Annotated in this window: 24 protein-coding genes, 1 tRNA gene and 1 pseudogene; 18 read left to right on the top strand and 8 right to left on the bottom strand. The window is 40.9% G+C overall.

The annotated features are described in order from the left end of the window. Positions 1-63 precede the first annotated feature (63 nt). Together MOB98_RS14950 and MOB98_RS14945 are read left to right on the top strand one after the other, a co-directional pair. Positions 64-1,119 carry a hypothetical protein gene (locus MOB98_RS14950; protein WP_268362659.1) on the top strand — a complete coding sequence of 352 codons (1,056 nt, stop codon included), beginning with the start codon at positions 64-66 and terminating at the stop codon, positions 1,117-1,119. Positions 1,120-1,121: 2 nt separating this feature from the next. Further along, the gene (locus MOB98_RS14945) at positions 1,122-1,436 is read left to right on the top strand and encodes an MTH1187 family thiamine-binding protein (RefSeq protein WP_268362660.1); all 315 of its coding nucleotides are present in this window, start codon (positions 1,122-1,124) and stop codon (positions 1,434-1,436) included. Between the two features lie 31 nt (positions 1,437-1,467). Here MOB98_RS14945 and MOB98_RS14940 read toward each other — a convergent pair whose 3' ends face one another. Continuing rightward, positions 1,468-1,641 carry a DUF2759 domain-containing protein gene (locus MOB98_RS14940; RefSeq protein ID WP_014114408.1) on the bottom strand — a complete coding sequence of 58 codons (174 nt, stop codon included), beginning with the start codon at positions 1,639-1,641 and terminating at the stop codon, positions 1,468-1,470. A 156-nt stretch (positions 1,642-1,797) separates the two neighbouring features. Here MOB98_RS14940 and MOB98_RS14935 point away from each other — a divergent pair, with 156 nt between their 5' ends. Further along, a complete protein-coding gene (locus MOB98_RS14935; protein ID WP_268362661.1) occupies positions 1,798-2,433 on the top strand; it encodes an MBL fold metallo-hydrolase in 636 nt (211 codons plus the stop codon). Between the two features lie 39 nt (positions 2,434-2,472). Here MOB98_RS14935 and MOB98_RS14930 read toward each other — a convergent pair whose 3' ends face one another. Then, a complete protein-coding gene (locus tag MOB98_RS14930) occupies positions 2,473-2,718 on the bottom strand; it encodes a DUF2626 domain-containing protein (RefSeq protein WP_003226300.1) in 246 nt (81 codons plus the stop codon). A 230-nt stretch (positions 2,719-2,948) separates the two neighbouring features. Here MOB98_RS14930 and mgsR point away from each other — a divergent pair, with 230 nt between their 5' ends. After that, the gene (gene mgsR, locus MOB98_RS14925; protein WP_268362663.1) at positions 2,949-3,329 is read left to right on the top strand and encodes a transcriptional regulator MgsR; all 381 of its coding nucleotides are present in this window, start codon (positions 2,949-2,951) and stop codon (positions 3,327-3,329) included. A 66-nt stretch (positions 3,330-3,395) separates the two neighbouring features. Here the strand turns inward: mgsR and MOB98_RS14920 are convergent. Further along, positions 3,396-3,466: transfer RNA gene (locus MOB98_RS14920), tRNA-Gln, on the bottom strand. 85 nt (positions 3,467-3,551) lie between these two features. On the opposite strand from MOB98_RS14920, the gene MOB98_RS14915 reads away from it, so the two are divergent. Continuing rightward, on the top strand, positions 3,552-4,388 hold the full coding sequence (locus MOB98_RS14915) for an STAS domain-containing protein (RefSeq protein WP_268362665.1): 837 nt from the start codon (positions 3,552-3,554) through the stop codon (positions 4,386-4,388). A gap of 59 nt (positions 4,389-4,447) precedes the next feature. Here MOB98_RS14915 and MOB98_RS14910 read toward each other — a convergent pair whose 3' ends face one another. Beyond that, positions 4,448-5,776 carry a hemolysin family protein gene (locus MOB98_RS14910; RefSeq protein ID WP_268362668.1) on the bottom strand — a complete coding sequence of 443 codons (1,329 nt, stop codon included), beginning with the start codon at positions 5,774-5,776 and terminating at the stop codon, positions 4,448-4,450. A gap of 143 nt (positions 5,777-5,919) precedes the next feature. Between MOB98_RS14910 and corA the strand changes: the two genes are divergently transcribed. The 10 genes and pseudogenes from corA to MOB98_RS14855 all read left to right on the top strand — a co-directional run bounded on the left by corA (position 5,920) and on the right by MOB98_RS14855 (position 11,739). After that, positions 5,920-6,873 (top strand): magnesium transporter CorA, encoded by a 954-nt coding sequence (corA, locus tag MOB98_RS14905; protein ID WP_268362671.1) that lies wholly within the window; start codon positions 5,920-5,922, stop codon positions 6,871-6,873. Between the two features lie 54 nt (positions 6,874-6,927). Then, positions 6,928-7,337 (top strand): annotated as a pseudogene (locus tag MOB98_RS20835) (CBS domain-containing protein). A gap of 214 nt (positions 7,338-7,551) precedes the next feature. Continuing rightward, positions 7,552-8,622: a competence protein ComGA gene (gene comGA, locus MOB98_RS14890; RefSeq protein ID WP_268362680.1), complete on the top strand. Its 1,071-nt coding sequence runs from the start codon at positions 7,552-7,554 to the stop codon at positions 8,620-8,622. After that, entirely contained in the window at positions 8,609-9,646 is a 1,038-nt protein-coding gene (gene comGB / locus MOB98_RS14885) for a competence type IV pilus assembly protein ComGB (protein ID WP_268362682.1), read from the top strand. Before comGA ends, comGB begins: the two co-directional genes overlap by 14 nt. 13 nt (positions 9,647-9,659) lie before the next feature. After that, on the top strand, positions 9,660-9,956 hold the full coding sequence (comGC, locus tag MOB98_RS14880) for a comG operon protein ComGC (RefSeq protein ID WP_268367156.1): 297 nt from the start codon (positions 9,660-9,662) through the stop codon (positions 9,954-9,956). After that, complete coding sequence (gene comGD / locus MOB98_RS14875; protein WP_268361129.1) at positions 9,946-10,377, top strand: competence type IV pilus minor pilin ComGD; 432 nt, start codon at positions 9,946-9,948, stop codon at positions 10,375-10,377. The genes comGC and comGD overlap by 11 nt, the downstream gene beginning before the upstream one ends. Then, a complete protein-coding gene (comGE, locus tag MOB98_RS14870; protein ID WP_268361127.1) occupies positions 10,361-10,702 on the top strand; it encodes a competence type IV pilus minor pilin ComGE in 342 nt (113 codons plus the stop codon). Before comGD ends, comGE begins: the two co-directional genes overlap by 17 nt. A gap of 25 nt (positions 10,703-10,727) precedes the next feature. Beyond that, complete coding sequence (gene comGF / locus MOB98_RS14865; protein WP_268361125.1) at positions 10,728-11,111, top strand: competence type IV pilus minor pilin ComGF; 384 nt, start codon at positions 10,728-10,730, stop codon at positions 11,109-11,111. After that, the gene (comGG, locus tag MOB98_RS14860) at positions 11,112-11,489 is read left to right on the top strand and encodes a competence type IV pilus minor pilin ComGG (RefSeq protein WP_268361123.1); all 378 of its coding nucleotides are present in this window, start codon (positions 11,112-11,114) and stop codon (positions 11,487-11,489) included. A gap of 70 nt (positions 11,490-11,559) precedes the next feature. Continuing rightward, on the top strand, positions 11,560-11,739 hold the full coding sequence (locus MOB98_RS14855; protein ID WP_268361122.1) for a YqzE family protein: 180 nt from the start codon (positions 11,560-11,562) through the stop codon (positions 11,737-11,739). A gap of 42 nt (positions 11,740-11,781) precedes the next feature. On the opposite strand, the gene MOB98_RS14850 is transcribed toward MOB98_RS14855, so the two are convergent. Continuing rightward, a complete protein-coding gene (locus MOB98_RS14850) occupies positions 11,782-12,108 on the bottom strand; it encodes a YqzG/YhdC family protein (protein ID WP_268361120.1) in 327 nt (108 codons plus the stop codon). A gap of 260 nt (positions 12,109-12,368) precedes the next feature. Here MOB98_RS14850 and tapA point away from each other — a divergent pair, with 260 nt between their 5' ends. The 3 genes from tapA (at position 12,369) to tasA (ending at position 14,535) form a co-directional block, all read left to right on the top strand. Then, positions 12,369-13,130 (top strand): amyloid fiber anchoring/assembly protein TapA, encoded by a 762-nt coding sequence (gene tapA, locus MOB98_RS14845; protein WP_268367155.1) that lies wholly within the window; start codon positions 12,369-12,371, stop codon positions 13,128-13,130. Next, a complete protein-coding gene (gene sipW, locus MOB98_RS14840; protein ID WP_268360697.1) occupies positions 13,114-13,686 on the top strand; it encodes a signal peptidase I SipW in 573 nt (190 codons plus the stop codon). Before tapA ends, sipW begins: the two co-directional genes overlap by 17 nt. Positions 13,687-13,749: 63 nt before the next feature. Beyond that, the gene (tasA, locus tag MOB98_RS14835) at positions 13,750-14,535 is read left to right on the top strand and encodes a biofilm matrix protein TasA (protein ID WP_268360696.1); all 786 of its coding nucleotides are present in this window, start codon (positions 13,750-13,752) and stop codon (positions 14,533-14,535) included. Positions 14,536-14,625: 90 nt separating this feature from the next. Here tasA and sinR read toward each other — a convergent pair whose 3' ends face one another. The 3 genes from sinR to MOB98_RS14820 form a co-directional block, all read right to left on the bottom strand. Next, positions 14,626-14,961 carry a transcriptional regulator SinR gene (gene sinR / locus MOB98_RS14830; protein ID WP_003226345.1) on the bottom strand — a complete coding sequence of 112 codons (336 nt, stop codon included), beginning with the start codon at positions 14,959-14,961 and terminating at the stop codon, positions 14,626-14,628. 33 nt (positions 14,962-14,994) lie between these two features. Next, positions 14,995-15,168: an anti-repressor SinI gene (sinI, locus tag MOB98_RS14825; RefSeq protein WP_003226347.1), complete on the bottom strand. Its 174-nt coding sequence runs from the start codon at positions 15,166-15,168 to the stop codon at positions 14,995-14,997. Between the two features lie 184 nt (positions 15,169-15,352). Continuing rightward, positions 15,353-16,147, bottom strand: coding sequence for a YqhG family protein (locus MOB98_RS14820; protein WP_268360695.1), 795 nt, complete (start codon positions 16,145-16,147; stop codon positions 15,353-15,355). Between the last annotated feature and the right edge of the window lie 8 nt (positions 16,148-16,155).

Here is a 16,155-nt window from a genome sequence, read left to right as displayed (position 1 = left end):
AACTTTTTCTTTTTTCTGCCGCAGAGAATGTGCGACAATATAGATGATTGGAGGGGAAGGCTGATGAGATCAGTTTGTTTCATTCTGCTGTCGGCATTGCTGTTTGGTTTATCAGCATGCGAATCATCTCATCAGCAGCAAAAACAGGCATCAGCGGCAAAAGATGAGGAAAAAGAGATCATTCCGCTTTCTGCGGAAAAAGCGGACGGAGCGGAAGGCTGGCTTAATAACAGCACAATTTTATTTTCTGCATCCGATCCGACGAAAACGGAGCTTTTTGCGTACCGCATCTTTACCGGCAAATCGAAAAAGCTTTATCAAACGGATGGCCAAATCGTTGATGTTCAAATCAATCAGAAAAAGCAGATGATCCTGCTGCAAATCACTCACAGCCAAAAGACAGCATTGGTTTTGCTTAATGCAAAAGGAGAAACGCTTTACCAAAAAGAATATGAAACGTATGAGCTCGGGGCTGCTTGGAATCCGTATGACCCTTATCAAATGATGGTGACGGTATTCTCTGAAAACTGGGATTTCCATACATATCAGGTGGATGCCAAAAAAGACGAGTCTTCCTTAAGTCCGATACAGGTTCCGTTTATTCATTGGACCTCAAAAAACACATTTGATTATGTCAAAGAGGGAAGAGACGATAAGTCAGGGCCTTTATATACGTTTGATACAGTCTCCAAAGCGGAAAAGAAGCTCGAGGATGATGTTCTCTTCTTTGATTCTTTTCATCAAATGAGTTTTGCTGTTAAATCAGCTTCCGGAGAAAAAGGGACGTACCAGTTTAAAACGCCGCAAACAAAATCTCCAGTTACAGTTGAATGGCCGCTCCAAACGAAATATACAAGTTTGGCTCCGATGGAGTATGATTATGATGAAGCAGAAGGCCTGTTTTATACGTTTAAAGAAAGCGGCGATGCATATAAGCTTGCAGCTGTCAATGTGGCGTCGGGAAAGACAAAAGATCTTTTCTCCCTGCCGGAAATGGAGCCGATTCAAATATCTCCAAACGGGAAATATGCGTTATACGGCTTTCATTTTGAGCAGATCATTTTATTGAAATCACATGGAATGAAGCAACTTATCATTGATCAAAAGGAGATGGAATAACGATGGCTATTGCAGATGTAACCATTATCCCAATCGGAACGGAAACACCTAGTGTCAGTGCTTACGTGGCCGATGTGCAAAAGATTTTAGAAGGATATCAAGCTGAAGGAAAAATCAAATATCAGCTGACACCGATGAATACGCTGATCGAGGGAGAACTCAGTGACCTTTTCACAGTCATCCAGGCCATTCACGAAGCACCGTTTCAAAAAGGGCTGCATAGAGTGGCAACAAACATCCGCATCGATGACAGGCGTGACAAAAAAACGACACTTGAAAGCAAAATAGAAAGTGTCAATAAACATTTACAGCAATAAAAACAAACCTGTATCCAATTGGATACAGGTTTTAATGTGCGGTTGGATATCCGCTGTTTATCACGGTCATCACTGTAAACCAGCCAAAGACAAATAAGGTGGCTCCGGCTAACAAAAATCCAAGTATGTTTCTATTTTTAACAGAACGCAAGACTCCCCATAAAGCGAAAAGAGCGACAAGGCCGAAAATCACGACAAGTAACATTACGCAGCCCCCTTTACATTGAAAAACCTGCAATTCTTTCCATTTTTATTCTACCTGTTTTTTAAATGTTTGTCGATAGCGTTTTCATTGCGATTGTTTGAATCTTTTTTCAAAAACCCTCATAATAGGAGCATAAAACAGAAAGAGGTGATACAAGTGAAATGGAGACGAATGCCAGTAGGGCCGATTCAAGCGAACGCATATTTTTTGATTAATGATGATCAATGCCTGATTTTTGATCCGGGCGGCGAAGGAAATAAAATCAATCAATACATAAAAGAAAAAGGGCTGACCCCTTTAGCCATTTTGCTTACACATGCCCATTTTGACCATATTGGGGCACTGGATGAAGTGAGAGAAAAATGGGATATCCCTGTTTATCTGCATCAGAATGAAAAGAATTGGCTTACGGATGCCTCTTTAAACGGATCAGGCATGCTGAGAGGGATAGAAGTTACAGCTAAGCCTGCAGATCATCTGATTGAAGGAGACGGCGAACTGAATATAGGCCCGTTTCATTTGGAAACATTATTTACGCCGGGACATTCGCCAGGCAGTGTTTCTTACTATGTGAAGGATGCTGACCTGGTGATTTCCGGAGATGTCCTGTTTCAAGGCGGCATAGGGCGTACGGATTTAATAGGCGGCAATCAAGAAACGCTGCTGACGTCCATCCATGAAAAGCTGCTTACGCTGCCGGAGCACACGCTGGTGTTAAGCGGCCATGGCCCTGAAACAGATGTGCGGACTGAGCAGGACCAAAATCCATTTTTAAATGGGTTTTCATTGTAAAAAAAGAGACAAACCGATAAGGTTTGTCTCTTTTTGCATTTAATGACCTCCGCCGCCGGGCACCATAATAAAAATCGAGTAATATGTAAAGCCGGCAAAGAAAATCGTTAAATAAGCGCCAAAAATATAAATATACATGCGTTCAGTTAAATTCAAATACGATAGGAATACAAATAAGATCGTCTGTCCAAAAAATAAAAGGGAAGCATCTTTCATATCACCCAAATAAAACATGACTGCAAAAATTCCTGTCCAAAATCCTAACACCCGGAACATGCGATTCATTTTTATCCCCTCCCGAGAGTCCCTCTGACTGTTATTATAATAGATCCCACCTAGAAATGTAAACATTTTCATTATTGTTATACATATGGAATTTTTCCTTTGGTCGTGCTTTCTATTATATGAATAACTTTTTGAAAATAATCCGAAAAAAAGTTCTGTAAATGGTTTAAAGAAAAAATGATCGGGGTAGTTATTCTACAAAGAGATGGTTAACTGAGGAGGAAAAACGAATGGAACAACAATTAACTTTTTACTCATACCCTAGCTGCACGTCATGCCGAAAAACTAAACATTGGCTCAAAGCGCATCAAATCGACTTTAACGAACGGCACTTATTCAGAGAAACCCCGACAGTAGAAGAATTAAAGTATATTTTATCCTTAACGACAGAAGGAATTGATGAAATTTTAGCGACAAGAAGCCAGACCTTCAAAAATTTAAATTTAAACATCGAAGAGATGACGGTAAATGAAGTGCTTGAACTGTTAATTGAGAAGCCGAAGCTTTTGCGTCGTCCGATTCTTGTGGACAACAAAAAGCTGGTGATCGGTTATAATCCGGGAGAACTGTTGAAGTTATCGAAGAAGAAAACGGTTCATCAATCTGCATGATGAAAAACCGAAGATCCGCTGATTTATATGAATCAGCTTATCTTCGGTTTTTCACCTGTTCAGAAACTGGGCTAGCTGGATTCGAACCAACGATCACGGAGTCAAAGTCCATTGCCTTACCGCTTGGCTATAGCCCATTGAATGTAAACATAGTATGTGTAAAGGCAGGCGCGTTATACATATGTAGCGAAACATTTTCAAAACAGGAGGTAACTCATTAAGATGATAGCTCTTGATCAGCACTTAACAGAGCACAAAGAAGATATCACGCAGCAATGGCTGGAAGTTTGTACGTCAAAAGGCAGCTGGCTGTATTCAGCGAAAGATCAGCCAAAACTAGAACAAAAGTTAAAAGACCAGCATGAATTATTGGTGACCATCGTAGCAAAATCCCTTAGAAAAGAAAACGTAAAGGACGAGCTTAATCGATGGTCTCTTCAGTGCGCCAGAGACCGTGCCGTTCATGAAGTGACGGTAACAGAAAGTGTCGGCCAGTTTAACGCCTTCAGGCACATCATGTTTGAATGGATTCAGAAATTCAGCGAAGCCTCTTCTCAAGAAATCAGCATTCAGGACTTTTATGAGTGGAGCCGGATCTTGAATCAAAACATTGATAAGATCATTGAAGTCTTTACGGAAGAATATCACCAGGTGACCATGATACAATTAAACGCTCAAAGAGAAATGATTAATGAATTGAGTGCGCCCATTATGCCGATTACTGAGGGGATAGGGATTCTTCCGCTTGTCGGTGAAATTGACACGTACAGAGCGAGGACGATTTTGGAGTCGGTGCTGCAGCAGTGCTCAGAGCTAAAGCTCTCGTATTTATTTTTAGATATTTCGGGCGTTCCCATCGTTGATACAATGGTGGCCTATCAAATTTTTAAAGTGATTGATAGCACGAAGCTGCTCGGGATCGAGACGATTATTTCAGGAATCAGGCCAGAAATTGCCCAAACTGTGGTGAAGCTGGGTCTGGATTTTTCGAATGTGAAAACCGAGCAAAGTCTTGCGAAAGCCCTGGCCAATAAAGGATTTAAGATAGAAGAGTCATAATGTGCGTTGTTTAATCAGTCATGATCATCCTGTAAAAAAGCTGAACAGCCTCCCCTGGGCTATTCAGCTTTTTTAACTTCTATAAATAAAATGTGGTGGCTGTCAATGTCTTTTACCTTAAAAGAGTAGCCGTCATATTCAATGACACTTTCAGGCTCTGCGTCTATGTTTTGTGTCAGAAACCAGCCGCCCAAGGTGTCCACTTCTGCGTCAGCTAAATCTGTTCCAAGCAGGTTGTTTACATCACTGATTAATAATTTTGCATTTAGCAAGAAGTGATCCTTTCCGAGCTCGCGAATATGAGGCACTTCATCCGCGTCAAATTCATCACGGATTTCTCCTACAATTTCTTCGATAATATCCTCGACAGTAACCAAACCGGAAGTCCCGCCATATTCATCAATGAGAATCGCCATATGGGTGCGTTCCTTTTGCATTTTCAGCAGTAATTTATAAACAGGAATCGTCTCAATGACATGAATAACAGGCTGAATGAAAGGTTCAATTTGCTGCTTGTTGAGTGAAAAGTTTTTCGACAGCATTGAAAACAGCACTTCTTTCATATTGATGACGCCAATGACGTTATCTTTATCTTCTCTTACAACCGGGTACCGTGTATATTTTGTTTGCTTGACTGTTTCCTGCAGGTTTGGAATTGAGTCATCCTCAAGTGACAGGCTGACCATCTCATTTCGAGGCACCATGATTTCCTTTGCCATTCGTTTATCAAAGGTGAAGATATTATTCATGTATTTTAATTCGCTTTTTCTGATTTCACCGCTTTTATAGCTTTCAGCCAAAAGAACCCGCAGTTCTTCCTCCGTATATGCCAGCTCATGCTCTGATGCCGGCTTTAGTCCGAAGGCCCCTGTAATTAACCGGGCAGAGTGGTTCAGCAGCCAAATGAATGGAAACATGAGCCTATAAAACCAAATAAGCGGCTTGGCGAACATCAAGGTAATGCTCTCTGCTTTTTGAATAGCGAAGCTCTTTGGCGCCAGCTCCCCGATGACAACATTTAAATATGTCACAGCCAAAAAGGCGATGACAAGTGAAAGAAGGTGGGTAAGCGATTCGTTTAAGCCTGCTTTATGGAAAAGCGGCCGAAGCAGGGTTTGCACAGTCGGTTCCCCAAGCCAGCCCAGTCCTAAAGCTGCGACTGTGATGCCCAGCTGGCAGGCTGACAAATATTCATCAAGGTGAGTAATGACATGCTTTGCCGCTTTTGCACCTTTCTTTCCCTTTGCGACAAGCTGATCAATTCTGGAACGCCGCACTTTTACAATTGAAAATTCTACGGCGACAAAAAATCCTGTTAACAAAATAAGAATAGCGACTGCTAGTAAGTTGACAAATTCCACAACAACTGCCTTCTCCAAGGAAGGCATGCACCTCCCTTTTCCGATGTCTTTCTACATTCCATACCACCGGAAAATGGTCACAAAACATGTGTTGAAGCGGCTGACTGGTTTAGCGATGCCTTTCTTGGGCAATTAAATAATGAAAGAACTAAAGTTTGGAGGAGCTTGACATGAAGGCACATACGGGAAAGGATTGGTTTTGGTACCAAATGGGGCCTCAGGAAAGAGATAAGGCAAGAGATCTGATCCATTTTTCTCACTGGCCTCAATGTGAAAAGTGGTTTGAAAATAACCATCATATTAATTTTTTGCGCGTAGATACGACTGAAACGGAAAATGAAGCGGTATTTGGCTCGATCATATATGATCAGGGAATTGATGAGGAAAAAGACCATACCGTTTTTCACTTTTATATTACCAGGCAATATTTTTTTACGATTAACTTTGACTTCTCGATTTTGAAGGGGATTAAGGGAAAAGAGGTTGTCCGGCAAATGGAAAGAGCGGACAATGCCATTGAGGGGTTTTTGATTCTTCTCGGTGAACTAATGAATGCATATTTAATCGGTGTTGATGAATTTGAAGTAAAGCTGAGAACGCTCCGATGGCAAATCAAAGACGACAATAGCAAAAGCATTTTAAACCGCGTCCATCTCCTGCGCCATGAACTGATGATCTGGAAAAACTTAATCCTAAGCGCCAAAAAAATTGAAATGGCGTTGAAAGAAACCTTTTTGCCTCAAAATGAAGGAAAAAAGGATTATCAGCGGACAGACCTGAAAATTGACAGGGGGTTTACATACATCAGCGAATTTGAAGGGGAGCTTAACAATCTGCTGCATTCAGAGGAAGTCATTACCTCGCATAGGGGAAACGAAATTGTAAAAGCGCTGACTATTTTTACGACGCTATTTACGCCGATTACAGCTCTGGGGGCCCTTTGGGGCATGAACTTTTCGGTAATGCCTGAGCTGAATTGGAAATACGGGTATCTCTTTTCTCTCTTATTGATTATTACTTCTACGGTCCTGATCTACTTATATTTGAAGAAAAAAGGCTGGACGGGAGATATGCTGCAGGAACGGAAGGAGAAAAAGAAATCTCGAAAAAGGCAGATACTGTAGGGCTGTTTGATTTTTTGAGCAACGGATAAAGAATACGGTAAAGGAGGAATGGGAATGAAAATAAGAGACATCATGACAAAGAATGTAGAATGCTGTGAACCAAGCGCTTCAATCACGGCACTAGCGAAAAAGATGAGAGGCTCCAATGTCGGTTCTATTCCAATCTGTGAAAATGGCAGACTTCAGGGGATTGTTTCTGATCGGATATTGTGACGAGATGCTTAGCTGAAAATCAGATGAATGCAAAAGCAAGTGACATCATGAGCGCTGACATCGTATCAGGCCATCCTGATATGTCTGCTGAAGAAGCGGGTCAGATTATGGCAGAGCACCAAATCCGCCGTTTACCGATTCTTGAAAATGAACGAATTGCCGGTATTATTGCGTTGGGTGATCTTTCCATTGAGAAAAATACTGACCAAAAAGCCGGAGAAGCATTAAGTGTAATTTCTAAATCAGCATAATGCAAGATGGAGTGAAGCAGGCATGTGATCATCATGCCTGCTTTTTTATTGAGAAAAAGAATGAAATCAAGCAGGTACATTTAGCTGAAATGGTCTTTCTTGCCAGCAGAAATTGATTTTTCGGTACATAACACTTTTAGGAAATCAATTTTTCTCCGTTTGATTACCTGTCGTTCTTTTTCTACAATACGCATTGAAAGGAGAGGGAATCAAATTGGATTCAATAGAAAAAATCAGCAGAACCTTGATAGAAGAGGCATATATAACAAAGGCTTCTGATATTCACATTGTGCCGAGGGAGCGGGACGCCACCATTCATTTTCGGGTTGACCATGCCTTGCTGAAAAAAAGGAATATGAAAAAAGAAGAGTGTGTAAGGCTCATTTCACATTTTAAATTCCTCTCAGCGATGGACATAGGGGAAAGACGAAAGCCGCAAAATGGTTCGCTTACGTTAAAGCTTGAGGAGGGGAATGTTCATTTAAGAATGTCGACGCTTCCCACAATTAATGAAGAAAGCCTCGTGATTAGAGTGATGCCTCAATACAATATCCCTTCGATTGATAAGCTGTCATTATTTCCGAAGACAGGAGCCACCTTACTCTCATTTTTAAAACATTCCCACGGCATGCTCATTTTTACCGGGCCGACTGGGTCAGGGAAGACGACCACACTATACTCTCTTGTTCAATATGCAAAAAAACACTTTAATCGAAATATTGTTACACTGGAGGACCCTGTTGAAACAAGGGACGAGGATGTTCTTCAGGTGCAGGTGAATGAAAAAGCAGGTGTGACATATTCCGCAGGGCTGAAGGCTATTTTGCGCCATGACCCGGATATGATTATTTTAGGTGAGATCAGAGACGCGGAAACAGCCAAAATTGCGGTACGGGCAGCGCTGACTGGACATCTGGTGCTGACGAGCCTTCATACGAGAGATGCGAAGGGGGCAATTTACAGGCTGCTTGAATTCGGCATCAATATGAATGAAATCGAACAGACTGTCATTGCAATAGCGGCTCAGCGCTTAGTTGATTTGGCTTGCCCGTTTTGTGAAAACAGATGTTCATCGGTGTATTGCCGCCAGTCACGAAACGCCAGGAGAGCAAGCGTTTATGAGCTCCTGTACGGAAAAAATCTTCAGCAATGTATCCAGGAGGCAAAAGGAAATCATGCAAATTATCAATATCAAACACTTCGGCAAATTATCAGAAAGGGAATTGCGCTTGGCTACTTGACGACAAACAACTATGACCGGTGGGTTTATCATGAAACAGATTAGAAAAACATGGCCGTTAAAGGATCAAGCCCAGTTATTGAAGCGGCTCGGTGAAATGACGGCGGGCGGGTATACGCTTCTGGATGGCTTACGCCTGATGGAACTCCAGCTGAATAAGAGGCAAGTGGCTGATTTGATTGATGCAGTCACTCGTTTGAGGGAAGGGGCGCCGTTTTATCAAGTACTAAAGAGTTTGTCATTTCATAAGGAAGCCGTAGGTATTTGTTACTTTGCTGAAACGCATGGTGAACTGCCTGCCTCCATGATCCAGAGCGGAGAGCTGCTGAAACGAAAAATTGCACAGGCAGACCAGGTGAAAAGGGTGCTGCGATATCCGCTTTTCCTCATCTTTACGGTCGCTGTCATGTTTTATATGTTACAGTCCATCATTATTCCTCAGTTTTCCGGTATTTATCAATCGATGAATATGGAAACCTCACGTTCAACTGACATACTTTTTTCTTTTTTTCAGCATATTGATCTTGTGATTATTTTGGCAGCTCTTTTTGCAGCAGGTATCGGCCTTTATTATTGGCTTGTGTTTAAGAAAAAATCACCTGCCCGGCAAATGCTTATTTGTGTCAGGATCCCTTTGATTGGAAATCTTGTCAGGCTGTTTAACAGCTACTTTTTTTCTTTGCAGCTAAGCAGCCTTTTAAAATCAGGTCTCTCAATTTATGACAGCCTTAACGCATTTAAACATCAAACGTTTCTCCCTTTCTACCGCTGCGAAGCTGAACAAGTGATTGAACGGCTAAAAGCTGGTGAATCAATAGAAGCTGCTATTTGTGAAAGCCCTTTTTATGAAGCTGATTTTTCAAAAGCCATATCTCACGGCCAGCTGAGCGGCCGACTGGATCGGGAGCTTTTCACATATAGCCAATTCATATTGCAGAGGCTGGAACACAAGGCGCAAAAATGGACAGGAATCCTTCAGCCGATGATTTATGGATTTGTTGCTGCAGTGATCTTAATTGTGTATTTATCTATGCTCTTGCCTATGTATCAGATGATGAATCAAATGTGAAAGGAAGAGGCTGATGAATGAGAAAGGATTCACACTTGTTGAAATGTTAATTGTGCTCTTTATTATTTCAATCTTGCTTTTAATTACGATACCGAACGTCACGAAACATAATCAAACCATTCAAAAAAAGGGCTGTGAAGGCCTGCAAAACATGATTAAGGCACAAATGACTGCATTTGAGCTTGATCATGAAGGACAGACACCGAGCCTTTCAGATTTACAGTCAGAGGGCTATGTGAAAAAGGATGCAGCTTGCCCAAATGGGAAGCGCATTATCATCAGTGACGGAGAAGTTAAGGTTGAACATTAAATTAAACGAGGAGAAGGGGTTTACCCTTCTAGAGAGCTTGCTTGTGTTAAGCCTCGCCTCTATCCTCTTGATTGCCGTGTTTACTACACTTCCCCCTGTTTATGCCAATACTTCTGTTCGGCAAGCGGCATGGCAGCTGAAAAACGACATTATGCTTGCACAGCAGACTTCTATTTCCACTCATCAAAGGACAAACATTCTCTTTCATAGAAACGAATATCAAGTAGTCATGGGGGATAAGGTGATTGAACGTCCGTATACAACGGGACTTTCTATAGAACCGCTAACATTAAAAAACCGTTTGGAATTCAATGAGAAAGGGCATCCGAATGCAGGCGGAAAAATTCGAATAAAAGGACATGCTGTTTATGACATAACGATTTTTTTAGGGAGCGGGACAGTCAATGTGGAGAGAAAATAAAGGTTTTTCTACAATCGAAACAATGTCTGCGCTAAGCCTGTGGCTGTTTCTGCTGCTGACAGTCGTTCCTTTGTGGGACAAGCTGATAGCTGATGAAAATATGGCGGAATCACGAGAGATTGGCTACCAGGTGATGAACGAAAGCATTAGCAAATATATGATGACTGGTGAAGGAACTGCGTCTGTTACAAAGAACAATACTTTCTATACGCTGAAGTGGGAGGAGGAGGGGGAGTATCAAAACGTATGCATCTCAGCTGCAGCTTATAAAGAAAAAGCATTTTGTCTCAGCATTCTGCGGACAGACTGGCTATACGCTTCTTAACGTATTATTTTCTCTCTCCGTCTTTTTGCTCATATCAGGATCGTTATCAATGATCTTTCATTTGTTTTTGTCACGGCAGCAGGAACATAATGGTTTTACACAGGAAGAATATATAATTTCAATGGAGCAGATGATGAACGAGTGCAAGCAGTCTCGGACGGTAAAGACAGCCGAGCATGGGAGTGTATTGATCTGCACCAACTTTTCCGGGCAAAACACCAGGTTTGAAACCTATCAATCAATGATAAGAAAAAGAGTGGATGGCAAAGGGCATGTGCCGATTCTCGATCATATGACTGCAATGAAAGCTGATATTAAAAATGGGATTGTGATTCTGAATATTAAGAGCAGGGACGAAAAAGAGTATCAAACTGCTTTTCCGGTTTATACATCTTTAGGAGGAGGATGAATGTACAGCTCGAAAGGGTTTATTTATCCAGCGGTTCTTTTTGTGTCTGCGCTTATGCTGTTGATTGTGAACTTTACTGCTGCCCAATATATGTCACGCTGCATGTTTGAAAAGGAAACAAAAGAGTTATACACAGGAGAGAATTTGCTTCAGAATGGCGCACTTCTGTCAATTCGCCATGTTCTTGAGAAACGGAAAGGCGGCCAACACGGTTCACAGCAGTTTGCATATGGGAAGGTTTCTTATCACATTTATGATACATCGATAAAAGAGCAAAAAGAAATCAGCTTAAAAGCCAGTACGGAGTCGGGAACAGAAAGAACTGCACAGCTAGTGTTCGATCAAAAACGGAAAAAGCTACTGAGCTGGACAGAATAAAGCAGAGAAAAGAGTATAAAAAAAGTCATGTAAGCCAACACTCATAATAATTGAATGATGAGGTGATCACGTGAAAACGAATGATTATGTCAAATATATGACTCAGCAATTTGTCAAATATATAGATACTCCGAAAGATGAGCGAAAAGAACGAAAAGAGGTGCGGAAAGAAACAAAAACACCCGCTTCACAGCATTGGTTCGGTATTTTACCCTATGGTTTCAGGCTATGGCTCAAGCGGAAAAGATAATTACAAATATAAACGAATAAGGTCCTTCAAATATGGAGGACCTTATTGATATTCTTCTAATATGGCAATTTTATTGACCTTTTGGCTGTGAGGATCAAATGAAATTGTCACAAATACGCCGAATTCCTTTGATCCTTCCCTCAAGGTTAAGTGGTATTGCTTTACTGCTTCATCTTTTCTTTTGCGGTCCCATACTTTTTGTTTAAATAGTACCTGTGCAAGCGGGTACCTTTTTTTGGCTTCTTTTACAGCAAGCTCTTCCCATTTTGATGTGTGGCGGGCGGTCACAAGCGGTGTTTCTTCTGCGTAAGCGGCAGTTGTGCTGAAAACGAGAAGAGAAAGACAAATCACACATTGTTTGATCATCATGCTGTCACCCTTTCTTTGTTTATTATTACCAAATCATATGTGGCTATGCATTTAATTTCTCACATAATAATCCCAAAAATTTCAAAAGATGAGCAATAATGAGCAAGACTTTGTAATTTGATGAAAACATTCTTTTAAGCGAACAAAACGGTCGATTTTGGTGTTTTTAAATCCCTAAAACGTTGATTATACTCTATTTGTATAGTTCTTTAAAAAGAACGTTTGTCATATCGAGTGACAGGTTTTACAGGAGGTAGAGTATGTTTCGATTGTTCCGCAATCAGCAAAAGGCGAAAACGAAGCTGAGAGTTCTGCTTATTTTTCAGCTTTCAGTCATTTTTAGTCTGACTGCCGCGATATGCTTACAATTTTCCGGTGATACAAGCGCTGCTTTTCATGATATTAAAACGTTTGATGTTTCGCTTCAAACGTGTAATGACTTTCAGCATACAGATAAAAACTGCCATTACGATAAACGCTGGGATCAAAGCGATTTGCACCTATCAGATCAAACGGATACAAAAGGCACGGTATGCTCACCTGTTACATTATTTGCTGAGCTCGAAAATACAGGCGAGAAACTAAAGAAATCCAAATGGAAGTGGGAGCTTCATAAGCTGGAAAATGCCCGCAAACCGTTAAAGGATGGAAATGTGATCGAAAAAGGATTCGTTTCCAATCAAATCGGCGATTCAGTTTATAAAATTGAGACGAAGAAAAAAATGAAACCCGGCATTTATGCATTTAAAGTATATAAACCGGCCGGCTACCCGGCAGACGGCAGTACATTTGAGTGGTCGAAGCCTATGACGCTTGCAAAGTGCGATGAGAAACCGACAGTTCCAAAAAAAGAAACCAAGCCTGCAGTCAAAAATGAGAAAGAAACATTTCAAAACGATTTACTGGAAAAATCAACTAAAGAAGCTGCATCTCAAGAAGCTGTAAAAGAAGAAAAAGAAACTCAATCAGTTCAGAAGGAAAGCGGGGAAGAGGATGAAAAAAGCAATGAAGCTGATCAGTAATATTCTCTACGTGATCATCTTTACTCTCATTATTATGCTGACACTTATCGTGATATCAACACGTTCATCCGGGGGAGAGCCGGCAGTGTTTGGATACACGCTGAAATCAGTTTTGTCAGGTTCAATGGAGCCGGAGTTCAATACAGGCTCTTTAATATTGGTCAAAGAAATCACTGATGTGAAAGAGCTCCAAAAGGGTGATGTCATTACATTTATGCAGGATGCAAATACGGCGGTCACCCACAGGATTGTTGATGTAACAAAGCAAGGAAGCCATTTGTTATTTAAAACAAAAGGGGACAATAACGCCGCAGCTGATTCAGCGCTTGTTTCAGACGAAAATGTCCGCGCGCAATACACAGGTTTTCAGCTTCCATATGCCGGCTATATGCTTCATTTTGCCAGTCAGCCGATCGGAACTGCTGTTTTACTGATTGTTCCCGGCGTGATGCTGCTGGTGTACGCTTTTGTGACGATCACAAGCGCCATTAGAGAAATTGAAAGAAAGACAAAAGCTTTGGAAACAAATACAAAGGACAATACCATGTCCACTTAACATCAGTTGTAAACCTGGCAACAGGTTTCGATATAAAATCATTCAATAAAAGGGGAGTTTGCCATGGGTATGAAAAAGAAATTGAGTTTAGGAGTTGCTTCTGCGGCACTAGGATTAGCCTTAGTTGGAGGAGGAACATGGGCAGCATTTAACGACATTAAATCAACGGATGCTACTTTTGCATCAGGTACACTGGATTTATCAGCTAAAGAAAATTCAGCGAATGTCAACTTATCAAATCTAAAGCCGGGTGACAAATTAACGAAAGATTTCCATTTTGAAAATAACGGCTCACTTGCAATCAAAGAGGTATTAATGGCGCTGAATTACGGTGAATTTAAAGCGAACGGCGGCAGCAATACATCTCCAGAAGATTTTCTCAGCCAGTTTGAAGTGACATTATTGACAGTTGGAAAAGAGGGCGGCAATGGTTACCCGAAAAACATTATTTTAGATGATGCGAACCTCAAAGACCTGTATTTGATGTCCGCTAAGAATGATACAGCGGCTGCTGAGAAAATCAAAAAACAAATTGACCCTAAATTCTTAAATGCAAGCGGTAAAGTCAATGTAGCAACAATTGACGGTAAAACCGCTCCTGAATATGATGGCATTCCAAAAACGCCGACTGATTTTGACAAAGTTCAAATGGAGATCCAATTCAAAGACGACAAAACAAAAGATGAAAACGGCCAAATGGTTCAAAATAAATACCAAGGCAATTCTATTCAGCTTCAATTCACATTTGAAGCGACACAATGGAATGGTTTGACGATCAAAAAGGAACATACAGATAAAGACGGTTATGTGAAAGAAAATGAAAAAGCGCACAGTGAGGATAAAAATTAATAGCAGCAATAATGAAGAGACGGCCCAGTATATTACTGGGCCGTCTCTATGTGTATTGACAAAAGAGGAGTAAGTGCCTCTGCTCAGGCACTACTCCTCTTTTTGGGACTTTCTCCATTTTTGATAATCTAAAAATTCACGAAATTGTTTTTTCGATACCCCGGATGTCATTGCATCGCGAACCAATTTCTCCCATTCACTATCTAATTGACCATCGTATTCGGTTTCATGTTTTTCATCGAGCAAAGTATGAACCGAGACGTCCAGAACAGCGGAGACTTTTTCGAGAAATTGAATGGAGGGGTTCGTTTGTAGATTTCGTTCTATTGAGCTTAAATAAGACTTCGCTACCCCAGCTTTTTCAGCTAGTTCTGATAGTGAGTAGCCTTTTTCTTTACGGTATTGTTTAATACGCTGGCCAATCAATGTCATCACCTTCCTTGTGATATTATAGCACATTCAGAAAGGATTTACGGTATGACTTCTGGCTGCCGGACCAGGATGAGCAGACTTTTTGTTTAAAAGTAAATATTTTCGTATTTCTTCCGGGCTGATATTTGCTTCTTTGGCTTTCATCATTAATTCAACCCATTCTTGATCTAATTCGAAGTGCTCTTGTTTCGCATTTTTCATGCAGTTTCTCCTCCTAAAATACTTGTTTATGTATTTCAGCCAGTCCGGCCATGACTCATTGTATGCCTTCTTTGGTCTCTGGAAGTCATTTGTCATTGAAATTGCCAGAATTTTTTTCCAATATATCTTTATTATAGTTGCATTTTTTTAAAAAAAACGAGAACGATGTCGAATGGTAAAAAAGTTAGCTTGAAATGTTATTTTGCAGATAAAATAATCCGCCATTTTCAACTTCAACTGATATCTTTGGTTGATACAAGGCTTTCAGCGCCTGTTTTTCTAGATAGTACTCTTCTGGTTTTTCTTCTATATGCTCATAAAACTTGTCAAGCAATTCCATATCATTTCTCCACCTGTTTACAGCCTGTTCTGCCCAGTCTGACGGCTCCTGCATGGCAGATGTAGCAATATAGTTTTCCATGCGCTTAAGGCCGCTTTCTGGTTTGATCATAGGCGATATGGTGAAGCAATAGTCACTTATTTGAGACGTCAGCGAAAGCTGTGTCAGCTTGCTTTGAAAATCTTCAATCATGGTTCCAGAGACTAGGTGAAGACCTAGCGACAATAGCTTGTCCTTTTTCATGTCGGACTGGTATGAAATCGTGACATTTATACCAAGCCAAGGCTGAAGCGGGACTTTAGCTCCAGCTGATTCAATTTTCTCATACATTCTGGTAAATCTCCCATTTTGTTTTACAGCTTTGAATATTTGAAATAAACGGGGCGCCCCAAAATAAATAAATTCGCCGTCTAGGTCTTTTGGAGCGGTTTCCTTATCTGTAATAAAAGTGATTTTCATTGGATTCGGATCACCGCCTGTCTTCTCGCGCCAATGCCAGTAGAAAGGTCGGTTCATGATCTGTTTGTCCATTTCAACTGTAAGCTGCACCGTCATATAACCGGAACCTTGCTCAACAATCTGGCAGCTGTGTGCCTGGAAAAAGCGTAGCAGAAAATCGTGAACCTCTTGCTGTCTCACTTATAAAA

Source organism: Bacillus sp. N13C7, assembly GCF_026790065.1.
Taxonomy (GTDB): domain Bacteria; phylum Bacillota; class Bacilli; order Bacillales; family Bacillaceae; genus Bacillus.
This window is presented reverse-complemented; position numbering and strand designations above follow the sequence as displayed.

Bases quoted from the DNA above. Each gene is read 5' to 3' on its own strand.
- MOB98_RS14915 (WP_268362665.1), top strand. From the start codon at position 3,552: ATGATAGCTCTTGATCAGCACTTAACAGAGCACAAAGAAGATATCACG.
- MOB98_RS14940 (WP_014114408.1), bottom strand. From the start codon at position 1,641: ATGTTACTTGTCGTGATTTTCGGCCTTGTCGCTCTTTTCGCTTTATGG.
- comGB (WP_268362682.1), top strand. From the start codon at position 8,609: ATGAAACAGATTAGAAAAACATGGCCGTTAAAGGATCAAGCCCAGTTA.
- MOB98_RS14930 (WP_003226300.1), bottom strand. From the start codon at position 2,718: ATGAATCGCATGTTCCGGGTGTTAGGATTTTGGACAGGAATTTTTGCA.
- sipW (WP_268360697.1), top strand. From the start codon at position 13,114: ATGAAGCTGATCAGTAATATTCTCTACGTGATCATCTTTACTCTCATT.
- tapA (WP_268367155.1), top strand. From the start codon at position 12,369: ATGTTTCGATTGTTCCGCAATCAGCAAAAGGCGAAAACGAAGCTGAGA.
- MOB98_RS14945 (WP_268362660.1), top strand. From the start codon at position 1,122: ATGGCTATTGCAGATGTAACCATTATCCCAATCGGAACGGAAACACCT.
- MOB98_RS14850 (WP_268361120.1), bottom strand. From the start codon at position 12,108: ATGATGATCAAACAATGTGTGATTTGTCTTTCTCTTCTCGTTTTCAGC.
- MOB98_RS14910 (WP_268362668.1), bottom strand. From the start codon at position 5,776: ATGCCTTCCTTGGAGAAGGCAGTTGTTGTGGAATTTGTCAACTTACTA.
- sinI (WP_003226347.1), bottom strand. From the start codon at position 15,168: ATGAAAAATGCGAAACAAGAGCACTTCGAATTAGATCAAGAATGGGTT.
- comGE (WP_268361127.1), top strand. From the start codon at position 10,361: ATGTGGAGAGAAAATAAAGGTTTTTCTACAATCGAAACAATGTCTGCG.
- mgsR (WP_268362663.1), top strand. From the start codon at position 2,949: ATGGAACAACAATTAACTTTTTACTCATACCCTAGCTGCACGTCATGC.
- corA (WP_268362671.1), top strand. From the start codon at position 5,920: ATGAAGGCACATACGGGAAAGGATTGGTTTTGGTACCAAATGGGGCCT.
- comGG (WP_268361123.1), top strand. From the start codon at position 11,112: ATGTACAGCTCGAAAGGGTTTATTTATCCAGCGGTTCTTTTTGTGTCT.
- MOB98_RS14950 (WP_268362659.1), top strand. From the start codon at position 64: ATGAGATCAGTTTGTTTCATTCTGCTGTCGGCATTGCTGTTTGGTTTA.
- comGC (WP_268367156.1), top strand. From the start codon at position 9,660: ATGAATGAGAAAGGATTCACACTTGTTGAAATGTTAATTGTGCTCTTT.
- tasA (WP_268360696.1), top strand. From the start codon at position 13,750: ATGGGTATGAAAAAGAAATTGAGTTTAGGAGTTGCTTCTGCGGCACTA.